Genomic DNA, 17,536 nt, shown 5'->3' on the forward strand with positions numbered 1-17,536 from the left:
GCCTCACCCCCAAGTGGCCGAGTAGTACTGCCGGTACGCTTTGCGGTCCTGCTCCGCGCGGATCCACCGGGTCGCCACCAGGGCCAGGAGACTGCCCGCGATGACCAGCAGACCGGGGCCGACGTTGCGTGGGTCGGTGAGCCGGGTCAGGAGGCTCGACACGTCCTCGCCCGTCACCGGTGCCGACGAGCCGGGCGACGCTTCCTGGGAGGCCGACGGCGCGGGCGCGGCGCCACCGGCCTGCTTGGCCACGATCAGCTTGACGTTCAGCTCGGTCAGCGCCTTCGTCACCGGCTGGAAGAACGTGGTGCCGCCCGCCGCGCAGTCCCCGCTGCCGCCGGACGTCACGCCGAGCGCGACGCCGTTCGCGAACATCGGGCCGCCGCTGTCACCGGGTTCAGCGCACACGTTCGTCTCGATGAGGCCGGTGACCGTGCCCTCGGGGTAGTTGACCGTCGCGTTCAGCGCGGTCACCTCGCCGTCGCGTAGACCGGTGGTGCTACCGCTGCGGAAGACCTTCTGCCCGACCTCCGGATCGGCCACACCCGTGATCCGCACGCCCTGGCCGTCACCGACCGACACCACTTCCGCACCCTTGCCCGCACGGCCGCTGTCGTACTTCACCAAGGAGTAGTCGTCGCCCGGAAAGCTTCCCCTGAGGGACGTACCGACCTGCTGCCGGCCCCGGTCGTCGGCGAACCAGACGGAACCGTCAGGACCGCAGTGCCCGGCCGTGAGGATGTAGTCGCTCTTCCCGTCGGTGACGTTGAAGCCGACCGAACAACGCCCGGCGGTCGACAGGATGGGCTCCGCGCCGTTGATGCGCGTCGTGAACGTGCCCTCGGTGCGCTCCATGCGGACGAAGCCGCCTATGCCTTCCGCGACTTCGGTCATCCGGGACCAGTCGGAGGCGGACACGGTGCTGTCGCCGCGTACGACGACCTGGTTGTTCTTGTAGTCCACGGCCCAGGACGTGCCGGACACTCTGGGCGCCGAACGCAGCGTCGCCGTGGCCGACTTGAGGTCGTTCATACTGTGGCGCACCATCTTCGGCCGGGCACCGGCGCGCTTGACCTCGGCGGCGGCCTCGTCGTCCGTGACCGCCACGACCGGCCGGCCGGCCGGATCGACCCAGTTGCCCGCCGTTCGGGAGGAGCCGAGCCGGGACACGAGGTCGGTGCCCATGCTCGTGGCGGGCCGGGCGGAGTAAGGGACACCGATCGATGGGTCCGGGGGCTCGCTCGCCACGGCGTTGGTGACCATCGCTCCTCCGAGGAGGAGTCCGCCGACGGCCGCCAGCCGTGTCACTCGCCGGACGACCCGTCGTCGTGCGTGCCTCATGCATGGCTCCCGAACCCGAACATCACGGTGTGAAAACCGCAGGGCACTCCTTGAGTTGAGCGCCCTTCTTCCCATACGGGACGGAGCCGTGCCGCGTTCAGCGCTTGCGTGATCTCTTCACCACCGGCCCGCCACCGGGGCGGCGAGCAGGGCCCCGCTCCGCGCGTCGCCCCACACCGAGGCCGGATCGACGTAGGGCCGCAGCAGGGCGGTGAGCGCCGGGTCCCCGCGCCCGTTCAGCTCGTCGGAGGCGATCTTGCGGGCGATCCCGGCGAGGAAGTCCGCCACCTGCACCCGCGCGTCCTCGCGCGCCACGACGAGCCGCAGCCCGGCGAGGCCGACCCCGGCCCGCCGGGCCGCCTCCTCGATCCAGGCGATGCGGTCCGGCGTCAGCATGTTCTGCCGGTCGTGCACCAGCCGGACCGGCCGCCCGCCCCCGCTCCACAGCGCGGCCGTCCGCACGATCGCCGGGAGCAGCGGGTCGAGCACCGGGATCAGCGGCGGCCCGGCGAGGAACTCCGCCCGGTAGGAGACCGCCCGGGCCCGGGTCCCCGCGAGCCGGTCCAGGACCTGTGCCGCGTCCGTGCGCGGACGGTTCCGGCGCAGGACGTCGACCGTGCCGTAGAACGCGTCCACCGGGTCCCCGTCGTGGCGGACCCGCAGCAGCCGGTTGGCCGTCTCCAGGAACGCCCGCCAGCCCTCCTCCCCGAAGGTCCGGCTCCCGGCCCGGAAGAGGGTGACGGCCGCGGCAGGATCGTCCAGCAGCAGGCCGACGGTCCGGTCGACCACGAAGAACGACTTCTCCATGAGGTGCACCCGCGCCCGCCCGTGGACCGGCCCGTCCGGCGCGAGCAGCCACTCCAGGACCGCGCGGTGTTTCTCCCGCAGCAGGTGGTTCGCCTTGTACTCCTCGGCCGGCGAGCGGATCCGGTCCCGGATCTCGCGCACGGCCGCCGCGGCCGCCGCCACGGGCAGCGACACACCGGCGTGCGCGAAGACGTCCGTGTTCCCGCCCGTGAGGTTCTCGCCGTCCGAGCCCGACTCGTCGCAGGCGACCTCCAGGAACGGGCCCGCGGCCCCTCCCCGCTCCCCGTCCTCGAGATTCCCGGTCACCGCACGGCCCCCTATCGTGTGCCCATGACCAGGATCCCGCACGAGACGTCCGGTGAACCGAATCCCCTGCAGGTCCTCACCCTCGACCGGCTCAGGCGCCGTACCAGCATGAAGTGGCGCACCTACCCCGAGGACGTGCTGCCACTGTGGGTGGCGGAGATGGACGTGCCGCTCGCCGAGCCCGTCGTCCGCGCCGTCACCGACGCGCTGGAGCTCGGTGACACCGGCTACCCCGCCGGCACCGCGTACGCGCAGGCCCTGGCCGGCTTCGCCGGGAAGCGGTGGGACTGGGACGGCCTCGCGGTGGAGCGCACGGCGATCGTGCCCGACGTCATGCTGGGCGTGGTCGAGATGCTCAAGCTGGTCACCGGCCACGGGGACGCGGTGGTCGTGAACTCGCCGGTGTACCCGCCGTTCTACCTCTTCCTGGAGCACATGGACCGGCGGGTGGTCGAGGCCCCGCTCGGGGCGGACGGCCGCATCGACCCCGGCGTCCTGGAGGAGACCTTCCGGCAGGCCGTCGCGGACGGGCGGCGGGCCGCCTATCTGCTGTGCAGCCCCCACAACCCGACCGGAACCGTGCACACGGCCGAGGAGCTGTCCGCCGTCGCCGCGCTCGCCGAGCGGTACGGCGTGCGCGTCGTCGCCGACGAGATCCACGCGCCGCTCGTGGTCGGCGGCGCGCGGTTCGTGCCGTACCTGAGCGTGCCGGGCGGTGAGCGCGGCCTGTCGCTGATGTCGGCCTCGAAGGGGTGGAACCTGGCCGGGCTCAAGGCCGCACTCGCCATCGCCGGGCCCGGCGCCGCCGCCGACCTGGCCCGGATGCCCGAGGAGGTCGGGCACGGCCCCAGCCACGTCGCCGTCATCGCCCACACCGCCGCCCTGCGCGACGGCACCGCCTGGCTGGACGCCCTGCTGGCCGGCCTCGACACCAACCGGCGGCTGCTCGCGGACCTGCTCGCCGAGCACCTGCCCGCCGTCCGCTACCGCCCGGGCGACGCCACCTACCTCGCCTGGCTCGACTGCCGCGCCCTCGGCATCGGCGACGACCCGGCGGACGTCTTCCTGCGCCGCGGCCGGGTCGCCCTCACCTCCGGCCTCCCCTTCGGTACCGGCGGCGCCGGGCACGCCCGCCTCAACCTGGCGACCTCCGCCGAGGTGATCACGGAGGCGGTGCGCAGGATGGCGGCGGCGCTGGACTGACGCCGGGCGGGCGCTCGTACACTGCCCGCCATGGACGACACGGCGCTGGACCGGCTGGCCGCGGGCAAGTACCTGCTGATCACCAGCTACCGCAGGAACGGCACGCCCGTCGCCACCCCGGTCTGGGTGGTACGGGACGGCGACGCGCTCGGCGTCTGGACGGCCGCCGACTCCTGGAAGGTGAAGCGGATCCGCGACCGCCCCGACGTCCTGGTCGGCCCCTGCGACCTGCGCGGCAACCCCACCGGCGAGCAGGTGCCCGCGACGGCCGGGATCTGCGACGCGGCCACCACCGCCCGCTACCGCAAGCTGATCGCCCGCAAGTACGGCCTCACGGGCCGGCTCACCCTGCTCGGCAGCCGGCTGCGGCGGGGCGTGGACGGCACCGTGGGCATACGCGTCACCCTCTGACCGCGTTCCCGCAGGCGCTTCCGGTGACCGCGTTCCCGCAAGCGCTCTTGGCCCCGGGGAGTGGACGGCCCCTCCCCGGGAAAGGCCACCTGCCATGAGCCGAACTCCCGTCCTGCGCGCAGCCGTCGTCGGCACCGGCCACCGGGCCCAGCTGTTCACCCGCGGCCTCGCCGACCGCCCCGGCCACCTCGTGGCCGCGCTCTGCGACCCCAGCCCGACCCGGATGGCCTTCCACAACCGCCTGCTGGCCGAGGCCGGCGCGCCGGCGGCCGCCGAGTGGGAGCCGGACCGCTTCACCGACCTGCTGGTGAAGGAGGACATCGACGAGGTCGTGGTCACCACCGTCGACGCCGAGCACGACCGCTACATCGTCCCGGCGCTGAAGGCGGGCTGCCGGGTCGTCACCGAGAAGCCGATGACCGTCGACGCCGAGCGCTGCGCCCGCATCCTCGACACCGTCCGCGAGACCGGCAACTCCCTCACCGTCGCCTTCAACTACCGCTTCAACCCCGTGCACGAGAAGGTCCGCGCCCTGCTCGCCGACGGCGCGATCGGCGAGGTGCTGTCGGTGCACTTCGAGTGGCTGCTCGACGTACGGCACGGCGCCGACTACTTCCGCCGCTGGCACCGCGAGAAGGACCGCAGCGGCGGCCTGCTGGTGCACAAGTCCTCGCACCACTTCGACCTGGTCAACTGGTGGCTCGCCGACGAGCCCGCGGAGGCCTTCGGCTACGGGCGGCTCGGCTTCTACGGCCGCGCGGCGGGGGAGCGGCACGGACTGCGCCGTGACTACGTCCGCGCCCACGGCGCCGACCGGGCCGCCGACGACCCCTTCGCCCTGGACCTCGCGGCCGACGCCACCCTGCGCGCCCTCTACCTCGACGCCGAGCGCGACGACGGCTATCTGCGCGACCGGAACGTCTTCGACGGGCCCGTCACCATCGAGGACGACATGTCCGTCCTCGTGCGCTACGCGCGCGGCGCGACGATGACGTACCACCTGACCGCCTACTCCCCGTGGGAGGGCTACCGGGTGATGTTCAACGGCAGCGGGGGCCGGCTGGAGCTGGAGGTCGAGGAGAGCCGCTGGCAGGCGCCCCTGACCCGGATCGCGTCGGCCACCGGCGCCGTGCACGGGGACACGGCGGCGGAACACGCGGGCGGCGCCCGCCTCACCCTGCGCCCGCTGTGGCAGCCCCCGGTGGAGGTGCCGCTCGCGGTCGCCCACGAGGCCCACGGCGGCGGTGATCCGCGCATGCTCGACGCGCTGTTCGGCCCCGCCGACCCGGCCCGTGCGGCGGACCCCGCGGCAGCGACCCACCCGACGGCCACCGAGCGCGACGGAGCGCTGGCCCTGGCCGTGGGCCTGGCGGCCGACCGGAGCTTCGAGACCGGACGGCCCGTGCGCACCGGTGAAGTGATCCCGGGCTGAGGAGCCGTCAGCTCCAGGCCCGGAACGGCTCGTCCAGCAGCTGGAAGACCGGCTCGCCGCGGACCGGGTCCTTGGCCGTGGACAGCCGTACCCGGTCCCCGCTGTGGATGCCGATGGGCGGGCCCATCACCCGGCCGCGCACGACGAACCCCTCGGACATCTCGATCAGGGACACGTTGCGCGCCGCGGGCGTGTTGCGGTGCACCACCGTGGAGTGGCGCACCGTGCCCGTGCCCTCGGCGCGCTCCGTGCGCAGTTCGCTGCCCCGGCAGACCGGACAGAGCAGCCGGTGGTACATGGCGGTGCCGCACCAGGTGCAGCGCTGGAAGAGGATGGCCTCCGCCTCCTGCCGCCTCGGGTCGAGGAGACCCGTCGCGGAGCCGGCTGCCTGCTGAGCGACGCTTCCTGAGGGGTGGTACACGCTGGTCAACTCCCTGCACTCGGCCGGAATCCCGTGGGCGCGGTCACCCCGCGCACACGCGTGCGCGGTTCGCCGTGCCACCGTGCACGGAGCACAGAGTATGGCACTCAGTGCCACTCGTAAAGGCACTCCGTACCCTCAATGAGGGAACGCTCAGGGCCGCCCCAGCGTCGACTCGATCTCCTGCACCACCCGCCACAGGGGCGCCCCGCGCCGCGAGACGACGACCACCACGTCCTCGGGCCGCTCCCCGGCCGGCGGCACCGGCGCCTCGCCGAAGGCGGACTGCACGTACGCCAGCGCGTGGTCCACCGCGGCGCTCGCCTCGCCCTCCCCGTCCGAACGCAGCCAGGAGCGCAGCGCGTTGTTGTGCGCCGCGACCACCGCCGCCGCGATCACGTCGGCCCGCAGGGTGCCGTCCCGGCGGGCCGCGTAACGCCGGCGCAGATACGCGGCGAGGGCCCGCTCGTAGCGCCACACCACCGACAGCTCATAGGCGCGCAGCCCGGGCACCTGCCTGGTGAGGCGGTAGCGCTGCACCGAGAAGGTCGGGTTCTCGGCGTACATCCGCAGCACCAGCCGGGCCGCGTCGCAGACCCGCCGCACGGGCTCGTCGTCGTCCGCGCCCTGCGCGAGGAAGGCCGTCATGTCGGCCAGGCACCGCTCGTGGTCGGGGAAGACCACGTCCTCCTTGGAGGGGAAGTAGCGGAAGAAGGAGCGCCGCCCCACGCCGGCCAGCGCCACGATGTCGTCGACGGTGGTCTGCTCGTAGCCCCGTTCGAGGAACAGCTGGAAGGCCGCCGCCACCAGGGCGTCCCGCATGGGCGTCTTTCCGGTCCCGGTGTCGGCTGTCTCGGAGCTCATGAGCCGGAACGTAGCACCCGCCGGGCCATCCATGGCACTCAGTGCACTCTTCGGAGGGAACTGAGTGCTCTGCACCTCGCCGCCCGAGTGCCCGCTGAACTGCCGGCGCGGCAGCCGCGTATCTAGCGGCAGCACGACCCCCGAAGACGGGCGCCCCCGAGCCCGGACGCAAGGAGAGCACGCGTGTCGACACCGTCCGAGCCCCGGCCGCCGCACGACGGCCCGGCCCTGGAACCCATCCGCGTCCTGCGGCCCCGCCGCACCGACGCCCTCGCGGAGCTGATGCGGGAGTTCCGCGAGGAGACCGGCGCGGCACCCACGGCACCCCGCGGCCAGGAGCCGAGGGGCTACGAGTCCGTCACCCTGCCGGGTCCGCCGGCCGGCTCCGAGGCACTGACGCAGGAACTCCCGCCCGTGGCCCGCGCGACCCGCCGCTGCGCGGACGCCCACGCGGCGCCCCCGGGGGCCGGGCTGCGCCGTGCCGCCGTGGCGGTGGCCGTCGTCGCGGCGGCGGTGCTCGGCTTCGGCGGGGCGCTGCTGCTGCGCGGCGAGAAGACGGACGACCAGGCGGCCCCCGCACCCAGGCCCCCGGCCACCGCCTCCGCCCCCACTCCCACCCCGACTCCGCCCCAGGCCACGGCACCGGTGGACCCCGACGGACCCGGCACGCTGCGCGAGGGCGCCACCGGCCCCGAGGTCACCGAACTCCAGGAACGCCTGCTGCGGATCCCGGACGTCTACCGGGGCGGCTCCACCAGTGGCCGCTACGACCCCACCCTCACGGCGGCGGTGGCCCGCTTCCAGCTCTGGTACGGCATCCGCGGCGACGAAACCGGCGTCTACGGCGACGACACCCGCACCGCGCTGGAGTCCCGCACCCCACCGACCACGAGCTGACGCGCCCGGCACGGCATCCCGCCGCCTGGCACCCACCCGGTCACCATGGTGAGGTGAAGCCGAGGGGCGACGGGTGCGAGGGCGAAGGAGCGGTGTGGACATGGCGGACATGGACGCGTTCATCGGGCGGCTGAACCCGGACATGTGTGTGGTCACGGCCGCGGCGGGCGGTGAACGGGCGGGCTGCCTCGTCGGATTCGCCTCGCAGTGCTCGATCCGTCCGGTGCGTTTCGCGGTGTGGCTCTCCGAGCTGAACCACACCTTCCGGGTGGCCCGGAACGCCGAGGTGCTCGCGGTGCACCTGCTCGCCCGCGAACAGCACGCCCTCGCCGAGCTGTTCGGCGGGCGCACCGGCGACCGGACGGACAAGTTCCGGGATGTGCGGCTGCGCGAGGCGTACGGCGGGGCCCTCGTCCTGGAGGACGCCCCGGCCTGGTTCGTCGGCCGCGTCCTGACCCGCGCCGGCGGCGGCGACCACATCGGCTTCGTCCTCGACCCGGTCGAGTGGGGCGGACACGAGACGTACGACGGGCCGCTGCTGCGCCTCTCCGACGCCGTCGGCATCCCGCCGGGTCACCCGGTCGACTGACCCCATGCGTAGCCCGCGGCCCGTGCCCGAGCCCCGCGTCTACGGCTCCACGACCCCCGGAACCCGGACGTCCACCACACACACGTCGTCCCGCCGCTCGTCCGGCAGCATCCGCGCGAGCAACGGCCCCAGCGACGCGGGCCCGTCGGTGTGCGGGGCCGCGACCGCCTCGGCCAGACGCTCCAGACCGAGGTCGATGCTCTCCGGAGGGTGCTCGACGAGCCCGTCCGTGTACAGGATCAGCCGGTCGCCGGGCGCGAGACGGCACTCGGCCTCCTCGAACACCGGCGTCCCGGTCGCCCCGAGCAGCATGCCCCTCGGGCGGTCCAGGTACCGGGCCTCGCCGTCCCGCAGGAGCAGGGGCGGGGGATGCCCCGCCTGCGCCCAGACCAGGCGCCGCCGGCGCGGCTCGTAGCGGGCCAGCACCATCGTCGCGGTCGCGTGGGAGTCACGCGAGTGCAGCAGCAGGGTGTTGAGCCGGGCCAGCGCGCCGGTCAGCGACGAGCCCGTGATGACCATGCCCTTCGCGGTGAACCGCAGCTGGGCCATCGTGGCGACCGCGTCGACCCCGTGTCCGGCGACGTCGCCGACCACCAGCAGCGCGTCCCCGTCGGGCAGTTCGATCGCGCTGAACCAGTCGCCGCCGACGTGCACACCCGACTGGGCCGGCAGATAGGCGACCTCGACGCGCAGCCCGGCCAGGTGCACCGGCCGGTTCGCCATCGGCAGCAGCGCGTGCTGCAGCCGGGAGGCCAGGGTCCGTTCGGCCTGGAGCACGTCGTGCTGCGAGAGGATCGCCCGCTCGCTCTCGACCAGGGCCAGCTCCGCCCGCCGCCGGGCGGTCATGTCCTGCACGAAGCCGTGCACCTCGACGGGCGTCCCGTACGAGTCGGCCACCGACTCGGCCACCAGCCGCAGATGCCGGATGCCGCCGCTCGTCCTGATCCGGAACGGCACGTCGAACGCCCGCCCCTGCTGGACGAGCTCGCCGACGGCGCGGGTCAGCGCGGGCGTGTCCTCGGGCAGGGCCAGCTCCGGCACCTCGGTCAGCCGCACCGGGCCGTCCGCGGGGTCCCGGCCGAGGAGGGTGAACACCTGCGTCGACCAGGAGCCCTCCCGCGTGACCAGGTTCCAGTTCGCCCAGCCGAGGTTGCCCAGCCGCTGGAGGTCCGCCAGCCGCTGCTCCTGCCGGTCGGAGGAGCCGTGCCGGATCCAGGAGACGACCAGGGCGTCGCCCAGCGGCGCCACCCGCGTCGTGTACGTGAACAGCTCCGTGACGCCCGCCACCGTCTCCTCGTGGGCGAAGGGCTCGCCCTCGTACTGCTCCCCGGTGGCCAGCACGCGCAGGCACCCCCGCCACAACGGCCCGCCCGCCAGGGCCGGCCGGAACTCCAGCAGCCGCCGTCCGGCCGGCTCCTCGCCGGTCCGGCCCAGCAGGTCGCCCACCTGGGCGGTCGCGGCCTCCACCCGGAAGTCCTCGGCCTCGCCGGAGGCGGCACGCACCGGCGTGAGCAGCATCGCCGAGACCGGCAGGGCGTCGAACAGCGCCTGCGCCGCGACCGTGGCGGCGTCGGCGGACCGCTCGGCCGGGGCGTCGAAGGCCCGCAGCCGCCCGGCGCACAGGTCGGTGATGCCCCGCAGGTGAGCGCGGTCGCGCGAGGTGAACGCCCCGGCCCGGCGGCGCAGCACGCCGATGCAGACCTCGGCCGGGCCCGCAGTGGACACGGGGAGCCAGGCCCGCGACCGCCACCGCTCGGGAGGGTCCCCGATCAGCAGGTACCGCCGGGTGTCCGAGGGCAGGTCCTCCAGCCACCGGGGCTCGCCCGCCCGCAGCGCCTCAAGCGCCGCGATCCCGCTGAGCGGCGGGACCTGGCGCCACTGGGAGGCCAGCCTGTCGTCGATGCCCGCGTGCCCGACGAGCGCGAGGCCGCCGTCGGGTCGGCGGGCGTAGATCATGACCGCGTCCGCCGCCATGTCCGGTCCGAGGTGCTCCAGCAGGCACCGCGCGAGGTCGTGCGGGGTCATCACCCGAACCAGGGCCTGGCCGAGGCGGGCCAGGGCGGCGGCGACGTCCTCCGGTGCGGTCGACTCCTCCAGGACGTCCGCCCCGGAGCCGGGGGTGTGGGTGCCGGCGGGCGCGGTCCCCTCACCAGGGCCGGGCGCGGTCGGCGCCAGGCTGCCGAGCGTGATCCAGCACTCCTCCAGCAGGGTGTGACGGGCCGCCTTGGCCCGCTGGAGCAACTGCTCGCCCGCGGCGTCCGCGGAGCACCCGGTCAGCGCCATCACCGCGCCCTTGGCCCGCTCCACGACGGACGACGTCGCCGCCTGGTCACGCAGCCGGTCCAGCTCGGCGCGCTGGCGGGCGACGACCCTGGCCAGTTCGGCCAGGTCCGGTGCGGCACCGGGATCCGGCGGTGTCACGGGCTCGCTCGTCACGCGTTGAGCATCGCACACCGGGCCCGATTCGCAGACCGCCTTGTGTGCACCGAGTGCTCACGCATCCCGGGCGCCGCATGGGCCCCACCGGCCTCGTGGAAGAGTCAGTGGCCGTCGCGCGGGTAGAGCCACAGCCGCAGCAGCCGGCTGAGCCGCGGCATCACCAGGTACGTCAGCACCGGCAGCAGGACCAGCGGGAACACGGCGGCCCGCAGGGGCAGCGGCCAGCCCGTGGTGTGCGGTGTCACCAGCCACTGGACGAGCAGGGTGAACGGATAGGCACCGAGGAAGGTCGTGAGAACCATCTTCCACCGGGGCGGGGCCTGCACGGTGGTGCCCGGCAGACTGAACCAGGTCTCCATGCCGGTCGTCGACTGGCGTTCGCTGCTGACCTCGGTGGCGATGTCCTCGATCCGCCGGTGCCAGCGCGCCCGTTCCTCGGACTCCAGCCAGGCGGCGAGCCGGTGCTGGTCGGACCAGCGCAGCACCGCGTGGTAGCGGTGGCCGTCCTCGGGCGTCAGCCAGGAGACGCCCTCGTTGCCGGGGAACTCTCTGGCGCAGCGGGTGATGCCGTGCGTCCACTCCTCGAACTGCCGCTCCCGGCCGGGTCGCACCTGCCAGGTCAGGACCGTGGTCACCGGCTCGCCGCGCCGGACTTCTGTGGTGCTCATCCACTTCTGGGTGCCACGCGCGGCGCGGGTCATGCCCCGGGGCTCAGGACTGGCGGTTGGCCTCCACCAGTGCCTGGGTGACCGCCCGGACGCTGCGCGCGATGTGCTGCAACTGCATGACTTCGGCCGCGTACAGCTTGATCGTGTGCTCGATGACGCCCTCGTGCAGCCCGAGGCCGGGCAGGTCGGCGCGGGCGGTCTGCAGGGCGGTGCGGGCCACCCGGATCTCGTGCTGGACCTGGATCTGGGCGTGCCGGGCGAGGAGCACCGGGTGGCGGACGAACACGGGGTATCCGGCGTAGCGCGCGGGCACCAGCTCGCGCAGCCACTTGGCCGCCGAGCGCTCCCAGTCGTAGCTCCCGGGGGTCTTCACCTGGCAGGGCCAGTCCGGGCTGATGCGCGTGGACGTCAGGGGCATGATCATCGCTTCCGGGTGTGCGGCGTCGTGAGGGTGGACGACGGGTCGGGGCGGCCCCGGCCTAGGGGATGACCGGGGCCGCCACGGGCACCCGGGACGCCGAAGCGGGTAGGACCCGGCCTCCTCGGGTGCGGAACGGATCCGGAACAGCCGGGTCGCGATCCGTGAGCAGTATTTATATATGCCAACCGGTTTGCAAGGAGCATGAAAACATTCATGCGCGCTTTGTTGTGGATGGTCCCCGTGTGTGATCGGGAGGCCTGCCGCCCGGCCCCCGGGGAGGGTCAGTCCCGGAGGAAGAACTGGTGTTGGTCGGCGACCTGCTCGTACTCCTCCAGCCGCGCCTGCGTCCGCTCCGGGTCCGCGTCCGTCATGGCCTGGAGCAGCGCCGAGCACATCACGCCCGGGGCGGCATAGGAGTCGAAGACCAGGCGGGACCCGGTCCCGGTGGCGAAGGCGACGTCGGCCTCGTCGGCGAGCGGCCCGAGCGCCAGATCGGTGATCAGGGCGACCTTGAGGCCGGCGCCCCGCGCGACCCGGACGGCCGTCAGGGTCTCCTGGGCGTGCCGGGGCATGGAGAACGCCAGCACCCAGGTGCCGCCCGCCTCCCGGGACTGCAGCAGCGCGTCGTAGGCGACGCTGCCGCCGCGGGTCACCAGCCGGACGTCGGGGTGGATCCGCCGGGCGGCGTAGGCGAAGTACTCGGCGAGCGAGACGGAGATGCGCAGGCCCAGGACGGTCAGCGGTGTGGACGAGGACAGCTTGCGGCCGATGTCGATCACCAGGTTCGGGTCGGCGAAGTCCCGCCGCAGGTTCTCCAGGTTCTCGATCTCGGCGTCGACCGCCGCCTGCAGCTCGTTGCCCTGGTTCTCCTCGGCCGGTCCGCCGGCGAGGGTGCCGAGCGCGATCGACTGGAGCTTCTCCCGCAGCGCCGGGTAGCCGCTGAAGCCGACCGCGGACGCGAACCGCGTCACCGAGGGCTGGCTCACCCCGACCCGGTCCGCGAGATCCGTGATCGACAGGAACGCCGCCTCGGTGATGTGCTCGATCAGGTACTGGGCGATGCGCCGCTGGCCGGGGGACAGCCGGGGCCGGTCGAAGAGCGTTCTGAGCTGGGCGGACGGGGAGACCTCCGCTTCCGGGGCGGCCTTGCCCGAGGTGATCGCGGATGCCTGTGCGCGTGCCTGCTGCGGCGATGGCACCGGTGCGCCTCCTTCGTCTCCCGGGGACGTTCAACATAGCTCACGCACCGTGGTGACCAGGGCTTCTTCGCGGGAGCACATGAGGTGCCCGGCGGGTGGATACCCGGACGCCGGGCGGGAACCCGCCGCCGCAGAAGATCCCCTACGACGCCCGAGGAGCCACGGACATGACCGTCCCCGAGGAGAACCGGCCGAAGACCCAGACGACCGACGAGGTCCTGGAACAGCACGACGAGAACCGGAACCGGCCCCCGGGCGCGACCGGCCGCACCATGCGCGAGGCCCTGGAGGAGGCCGAGGTGCGCCCCGACGACTACGACGAGCGGTAGGACATCCACCCCGGGCCACCGCAACCGGCCCACCCCAGACCGAACCGACGACGTTTCCGGCAGGTGATGACCGCATGGGCGCCCTGAGTGCGCTGGAAGAGACCCTGGAGAGCCGATGGGAGGCGCTGTGGGCGCGGGTCCGCGACAAGGAACCGGTCGAGGTCCTCGACGCCCTGCGACGCGAGTGCGACGACAACGCCGTGGTGTGCGGCGAGGGCCGCGTCATGGTCCCCAACGCCTACGACGTGGAACTGCCCGACGACGTGCACGAACATCTCACCCGCACCGGCATCGACGTGGGCCAGGCCCTCACCGACAGCCTCTCCCGCCACGCGGACCGCCGCGGCTACGAGTGGGCGGGCCCCCTGGCGGTGCATGTGGCGAGGTGCCCCGAGGTCCCCAACGGCCGCTACCGGGTGGCCAGCCGGGTGATGCCCAACGTGAGCACCGACGGCTTCTTCCACGCCGCGCACTGACCCGGGGACGTTCAGCTGCGATAGATCGTGATCGAGTGCCCGACGTGCTCGACGGGGCGGCTGCCGCCGATCAGTTCGGCCAGCCGCCCCGTGGCCTTCGCCGCCGCGGAGTCGGACACCACCAGCAGCCCCCGCACCGCGTCGACCGGCACGCGCCGGGGATCCTCGGCCCGGATGCCGTAGAACCCCGGCACGCCACTGCCTTTGTAGACGAGCCACACCCGCTCACCCGCGTACCCCTCCCGCAGCCGCTCCGCGAGCCGCCCGAGATCCTGCCCCCAGTCCACGTTCGAGTCGTGCAGCCACTCCCGTGTCCTGTCCGGCCCCCCGAACGCCTCGTTGGAGTACGGCAGGTAGAAGGGGAACGTCCGCACCGAGCTGACCGCGACGAGTGCCACCAGCACGGCGACCCCGGCCGGCACCCACCGCCGCCGCACCACGAGCAGGCACCCCGCCGCCACCGCGAGGAACAGCGGCAGGAACACGGCGTACCGGGCCCCGAGATCCCGCGCCCCCTGCATGGCCGCCGCCAACAGCACCAGGGGAGCGGCCAGTACATAAGGAGCGGCAGGCCGCAGCCGCCGCACCGCGACCACCGCCGCGACACCCCCGGCCCACAGCGCCAGCATGCCCAGCGGCGTCTTCACCAGCAGCGCGGCCGGCAGGTAGTACCAGAGCGAGCCATCGTAGAGCCGACCGAACAGAAAGCCCTGCCACGGCCGGTTCTCCAGCCCGAACTGCACGCGCATCCCGTCCCGGTAGGCCTCCGGGAACGGCAGCAGCTGGACGAGCAGACCCCGCATCCCGCGCACCACCGGCACATGCTGCTCCGGAGTCCAGCGCAGCCGGGGATCGACGACCAGATAGGCGACCCACACGACCGCGATCGCGGCCAGGGCCACCACGCCCGCCCCGGCCACCGCACGCACCAGGCGCCGGCCGCCCGCGCACCCGCGCCACACCGACACCCCGGCCAGCACCATCAGCACCGGAACGGCGGGCAGCATACTCATCTTCGTGGCCGACGCGGCGCCCAGCGCGATCCCCGCGAGCGGCACGTACAGCCGGGACCTGCGGCGCGCCCGCCACACCAGCCACGCCGACGTCAGCGCGAACCCGGCGGCCGGCACGTCGAGCGTGGCGAGGGAGCCGTGGGCGATGACGTCGGGGGAGAAGCAGTACAGGGCGAGCGCGGCCGACCCCGCCGCGAGCCCGGCCAGTTCACGGGCGAAGGCGAACACCACCAGCCCGAACAGCAAGGTCAGCGCGATCACCGGAAGGCGGGCCCACAGCATCAGCCGCCAGGGATCGTTGCCCGACTCGTAGAGCAGATGCCGGCCCAGCCGGCCCTGGTCCCCGGTGAAGGACGCGTCGATGTGCGGAGCCGCGAGGGCGACACCCGCGCCGATGACCAGCTTGCCGAGCGGCGGATGCTCGGGGTTGTGGCGCAGCCGGTGCTCGTGCGTGTACTCGGCGGCCGCGCCGACGTACACCGGTTCGTCGATCGTCGGCGTCTGCCGCACGGCGGCCGTCACCATCGCGACGGCCATCTGCGCGAGCAGCAGGACCACGAGGAGTGGCACCGGCCACCGCCTGCCGGAACGCCGCTCGGCCCCGGAAGGTGCCCGAGGCGGAAGCGGCCGCGGGACGGCGGGAGCGGTCCGGGGGTCCCTCATGGACCCACTCTGCATCAGCCCCCGCCGCGCACGGCGTCACCGCCGCACGAGTCGCACCGACAGCCCGTCAGCCGTGTGGACGGGCACGGCCCGCAGCGTCGCCGAGTCCAGCTCGACCCGGTCGAACCGGCCGCGCACCTGCGGGGCCGACAGCACCGGGACGATCGTCCCGGCGACCGGCGGACGCTCGGTGTCGAGCCGCAGCGACAGCACGCTGCCCCCGCCGAGCAGGACGCGCCGGCTCACCGTGAGGGCCGGGCCGTGGTCCTTGCGCAGCAGCAGCTCCAGCGTCGACTCGCCCTCCTGGACGTAGCAGCCGCGCACCCGCAGCACCTTGTCCGCGCGGAGCGTGCCGCCCGCCACCCGGACGTCGCCCTGGCCCAGGGCGTTGGCGGAGGCGGCGACCAGCGTGCCGGCCTCGACGACCGTCCCGCCGCGATAGCGGTTGTGGCCCGTCAGGGTGAGCGTGCCCGTGCCCCGCTTGGACAGCCCGCCGTCGCCCTCGATGTCGTTGCGCCAGCTGTCGGCCGCGTGGAAGCCGCCGGCCGCCGCGTCCAGCGTCACGGTCACGTCCCGGTCGAAGGCGCCGTAGCCGTCCGCCGCGGCGAACAGGTTCAGCCGGCCCCACTGCTCGAAGCCGTCCAGCAGGACGTACCCGGAGGGCAGCGCGGTCGTGCGCAGCACCTCGCGCCGCTGGTCCGCGGTCAGGTACGGCAGCCGCGTCTCCAGCAGCACCTCTGCGCCCTTGGGCACGGTGAGCGGGTCCTTGCGGCCCCGGCGGGGCAGGACGTAGGTCAGCCGGGGCCCGACCGCACGGGCGTTGGCCTCGCGGTCGGCGTAGGCGTCGCCGGCGTCCGAGTGCGCGTAGGCGTACAGCGTGTCGGCGGTCGTGCCGGTCTGCCGCGTGAAGTAGGCGAGGGCCTGGGCGCGGGCCGCCGCCTTGAGCTCGGCGTTCGCCGGGTCGGCCAGCGTCGCCGCGGTCAGCGCGGTGGCCATGACCCGGCCGCCGATGACGTCGACGGTGGAGTGCATGCCCGCCATGATCCGGGTGTGGCTGAGCTCGAACGCCCGCGTCACGAGTTCCTGGAAGCGCTCCGGCACCGCGTACGCGAAGGCCAGCGCGGCCAGGTGGAAGGCGTTGGTGTGGCCGCTGGGGAAACCGCCGTCCTCCTCGGCGTTCTCGGAGCGCTGGCGCAGCAGCTGCGGGGCGACGACGACCCGCGAGTCGTACACCGGGTAGCCGAAGGCGTCCTTCTGCCCGGTGTCGACGACCTCGCTGTCCTCGTTCATCCGCCACGGGCGCGGGTACTGGAAGGCGAACTTGGCCGGGTTGCCCGAGGCGAACGGGCCGCGCACGGTGTCGACCAGCTTCGCGACCCTGCCCAGCTCCGAGTCGTAGGAGCCCGCCCCGAGCGCGGAGCCGGCCGGGGCGTCGGCGGGCAGGGTGTCGCTGACCTTCCCGGGCGGCGTGCCGTCCGGGGCGCCGGTGATCGACGTGACCGCCTTGGCGCCCGCCTTGTACAGGTCGGCGAGCGGGCCGAGGCCGGCGATCACGGCGTAGCTCTGGTGCTGGCGGTCGTAGAGGAACGCCTCCTTCGCCTGGGCCTCGGTGCGCGCCTGCGTGACGCGGGCGCAGTAGCGCATGTTGGCGCGCAGCACCTCGCGGTCCAGGACGTGGCCGGTGTCCCAGGCGTCGCCGGTCTTCCAGACCTTGGTCATGCCGCCCAGGATCCGGACGACCGCGTTGGTCTCGGGCGTCTGGTTCGTCAGGACGTTCGACTTGTAGTCGTCGACGAACGCGGCGAAGCCCGTGGCCGCCTTCGCGTCCGCGGCGGCCAGCCAGGTGACGAAGGCCGGAGCGGCGAGCACGCCCGCCGAGGCCCCGAGGGAGGTCTTGAGGAAGCCCCGCCTGTTGACGGCGGTGGCGGTGCGGTGCCCGGCTGATGACGGCATGGGTGCGCCTCTCTTGAGTTCTGCCAAGGGGTACTGCTGCGCGAGCTTCGGCCGTGCGGCCGGGGTGACGAGCGAAGATCTACGGCCGTGCCGTGACCCTTCGG

17 protein-coding genes are annotated in these 17,536 nt (G+C 73.7%); 7 read left to right on the top strand and 10 right to left on the bottom strand.

The window, feature by feature from the left end; translation table 11 throughout:
* Positions 1-3: 3 nt before the first annotated feature.
* A complete protein-coding gene (locus tag ABZ386_RS20920) occupies positions 4-1,341 on the bottom strand; it encodes a S1 family peptidase (protein WP_355722909.1) in 1,338 nt (445 codons plus the stop codon).
* A gap of 117 nt (positions 1,342-1,458) precedes the next feature.
* Complete coding sequence (locus tag ABZ386_RS20925; protein WP_351335494.1) at positions 1,459-2,454, bottom strand: hypothetical protein; 996 nt, start codon at positions 2,452-2,454, stop codon at positions 1,459-1,461.
* A gap of 24 nt (positions 2,455-2,478) precedes the next feature.
* On the opposite strand from ABZ386_RS20925, the gene ABZ386_RS20930 reads away from it, so the two are divergent.
* The 3 genes from ABZ386_RS20930 to ABZ386_RS20940 all read left to right on the top strand — a co-directional run bounded on the left by ABZ386_RS20930 (position 2,479) and on the right by ABZ386_RS20940 (position 5,500).
* The gene (locus ABZ386_RS20930) at positions 2,479-3,657 is read left to right on the top strand and encodes a MalY/PatB family protein (protein WP_351335491.1); all 1,179 of its coding nucleotides are present in this window, start codon (positions 2,479-2,481) and stop codon (positions 3,655-3,657) included.
* A 30-nt stretch (positions 3,658-3,687) separates the two neighbouring features.
* Positions 3,688-4,068 carry a PPOX class F420-dependent oxidoreductase gene (locus ABZ386_RS20935; RefSeq protein ID WP_351335488.1) on the top strand — a complete coding sequence of 127 codons (381 nt, stop codon included), beginning with the start codon at positions 3,688-3,690 and terminating at the stop codon, positions 4,066-4,068.
* Positions 4,069-4,162: 94 nt separating this feature from the next.
* Positions 4,163-5,500 carry a Gfo/Idh/MocA family oxidoreductase gene (locus ABZ386_RS20940; protein WP_351335485.1) on the top strand — a complete coding sequence of 446 codons (1,338 nt, stop codon included), beginning with the start codon at positions 4,163-4,165 and terminating at the stop codon, positions 5,498-5,500.
* Positions 5,501-5,507: 7 nt separating this feature from the next.
* Here the strand turns inward: ABZ386_RS20940 and ABZ386_RS20945 are convergent, their stop codons facing one another.
* Both ABZ386_RS20945 and ABZ386_RS20950 read right to left on the bottom strand, forming a co-directional pair.
* A complete protein-coding gene (locus tag ABZ386_RS20945) occupies positions 5,508-5,921 on the bottom strand; it encodes a zinc ribbon domain-containing protein (RefSeq protein ID WP_114257081.1) in 414 nt (137 codons plus the stop codon).
* Between the two features lie 153 nt (positions 5,922-6,074).
* Positions 6,075-6,785, bottom strand: coding sequence for a TetR family transcriptional regulator (locus ABZ386_RS20950; protein WP_351335482.1), 711 nt, complete (start codon positions 6,783-6,785; stop codon positions 6,075-6,077).
* 183 nt (positions 6,786-6,968) lie between these two features.
* Between ABZ386_RS20950 and ABZ386_RS20955 the strand changes: the two genes are divergently transcribed.
* Positions 6,969-7,682: a peptidoglycan-binding domain-containing protein gene (locus ABZ386_RS20955; RefSeq protein WP_351335480.1), complete on the top strand. Its 714-nt coding sequence runs from the start codon at positions 6,969-6,971 to the stop codon at positions 7,680-7,682.
* Between the two features lie 100 nt (positions 7,683-7,782).
* A complete protein-coding gene (locus ABZ386_RS20960) occupies positions 7,783-8,271 on the top strand; it encodes a flavin reductase family protein (RefSeq protein WP_114257084.1) in 489 nt (162 codons plus the stop codon).
* A 39-nt stretch (positions 8,272-8,310) separates the two neighbouring features.
* Here the strand turns inward: ABZ386_RS20960 and ABZ386_RS20965 are convergent, their stop codons facing one another.
* From ABZ386_RS20965 to ABZ386_RS20980, 4 genes are all read right to left on the bottom strand, one after another.
* On the bottom strand, positions 8,311-10,707 hold the full coding sequence (locus ABZ386_RS20965; protein WP_351335477.1) for a SpoIIE family protein phosphatase: 2,397 nt from the start codon (positions 10,705-10,707) through the stop codon (positions 8,311-8,313).
* A 104-nt stretch (positions 10,708-10,811) separates the two neighbouring features.
* Entirely contained in the window at positions 10,812-11,378 is a 567-nt protein-coding gene (locus ABZ386_RS20970) for an antibiotic biosynthesis monooxygenase (RefSeq protein ID WP_351335475.1), read from the bottom strand.
* Positions 11,379-11,421: 43 nt separating this feature from the next.
* Positions 11,422-11,796 carry a hypothetical protein gene (locus tag ABZ386_RS20975; RefSeq protein WP_351335472.1) on the bottom strand — a complete coding sequence of 125 codons (375 nt, stop codon included), beginning with the start codon at positions 11,794-11,796 and terminating at the stop codon, positions 11,422-11,424.
* 284 nt (positions 11,797-12,080) lie between these two features.
* The gene (locus ABZ386_RS20980) at positions 12,081-12,998 is read right to left on the bottom strand and encodes a MurR/RpiR family transcriptional regulator (RefSeq protein WP_031120408.1); all 918 of its coding nucleotides are present in this window, start codon (positions 12,996-12,998) and stop codon (positions 12,081-12,083) included.
* A 95-nt stretch (positions 12,999-13,093) separates the two neighbouring features.
* Between ABZ386_RS20980 and ABZ386_RS20985 the strand changes: the two genes are divergently transcribed.
* Together ABZ386_RS20985 and ABZ386_RS20990 are read left to right on the top strand one after the other, a co-directional pair.
* On the top strand, positions 13,094-13,327 hold the full coding sequence (locus ABZ386_RS20985) for a hypothetical protein (RefSeq protein ID WP_351336213.1): 234 nt from the start codon (positions 13,094-13,096) through the stop codon (positions 13,325-13,327).
* A gap of 74 nt (positions 13,328-13,401) precedes the next feature.
* Positions 13,402-13,803, top strand: a complete 402-nt coding sequence (locus ABZ386_RS20990) for a DUF3662 domain-containing protein (RefSeq protein ID WP_114257086.1) — start codon at positions 13,402-13,404, stop codon at positions 13,801-13,803.
* A gap of 11 nt (positions 13,804-13,814) precedes the next feature.
* Here the strand turns inward: ABZ386_RS20990 and ABZ386_RS20995 are convergent, their stop codons facing one another.
* Positions 13,815-15,353, bottom strand: a complete 1,539-nt coding sequence (locus ABZ386_RS20995) for a phospholipid carrier-dependent glycosyltransferase (protein ID WP_358965523.1) — start codon at positions 15,351-15,353, stop codon at positions 13,815-13,817.
* Between the two features lie 162 nt (positions 15,354-15,515).
* Positions 15,516-17,432 carry a phosphatase PAP2 family protein gene (locus tag ABZ386_RS21000; protein ID WP_351335468.1) on the bottom strand — a complete coding sequence of 639 codons (1,917 nt, stop codon included), beginning with the start codon at positions 17,430-17,432 and terminating at the stop codon, positions 15,516-15,518.
* Positions 17,433-17,536 lie beyond the last annotated feature (104 nt).

It is taken from the genome of Streptomyces sp. NPDC006140 (genome assembly GCF_040628815.1).
Classification (GTDB): Bacteria; Actinomycetota; Actinomycetes; order Streptomycetales; family Streptomycetaceae; genus Streptomyces.

Excerpts from the sequence above, each read along its gene's own strand:
- ABZ386_RS20940 (WP_351335485.1), top strand. The coding sequence starts at position 4,163 with ATGAGCCGAACTCCCGTCCTGCGCGCAGCCGTCGTCGGCACCGGCCAC.
- ABZ386_RS20970 (WP_351335475.1), bottom strand. The coding sequence starts at position 11,378 with ATGAGCACCACAGAAGTCCGGCGCGGCGAGCCGGTGACCACGGTCCTG.
- ABZ386_RS20975 (WP_351335472.1), bottom strand. The coding sequence starts at position 11,796 with ATGCCCCTGACGTCCACGCGCATCAGCCCGGACTGGCCCTGCCAGGTG.
- ABZ386_RS20950 (WP_351335482.1), bottom strand. The coding sequence starts at position 6,785 with ATGAGCTCCGAGACAGCCGACACCGGGACCGGAAAGACGCCCATGCGG.
- ABZ386_RS20995 (WP_358965523.1), bottom strand. The coding sequence starts at position 15,353 with ATGGCCGTCGCGATGGTGACGGCCGCCGTGCGGCAGACGCCGACGATC.
- ABZ386_RS20990 (WP_114257086.1), top strand. The coding sequence starts at position 13,402 with ATGGGCGCCCTGAGTGCGCTGGAAGAGACCCTGGAGAGCCGATGGGAG.
- ABZ386_RS21000 (WP_351335468.1), bottom strand. The coding sequence starts at position 17,432 with ATGCCGTCATCAGCCGGGCACCGCACCGCCACCGCCGTCAACAGGCGG.
- ABZ386_RS20960 (WP_114257084.1), top strand. The coding sequence starts at position 7,783 with ATGGCGGACATGGACGCGTTCATCGGGCGGCTGAACCCGGACATGTGT.
- ABZ386_RS20920 (WP_355722909.1), bottom strand. The coding sequence starts at position 1,341 with ATGAGGCACGCACGACGACGGGTCGTCCGGCGAGTGACACGGCTGGCG.
- ABZ386_RS20935 (WP_351335488.1), top strand. The coding sequence starts at position 3,688 with ATGGACGACACGGCGCTGGACCGGCTGGCCGCGGGCAAGTACCTGCTG.
- ABZ386_RS20930 (WP_351335491.1), top strand. The coding sequence starts at position 2,479 with ATGACCAGGATCCCGCACGAGACGTCCGGTGAACCGAATCCCCTGCAG.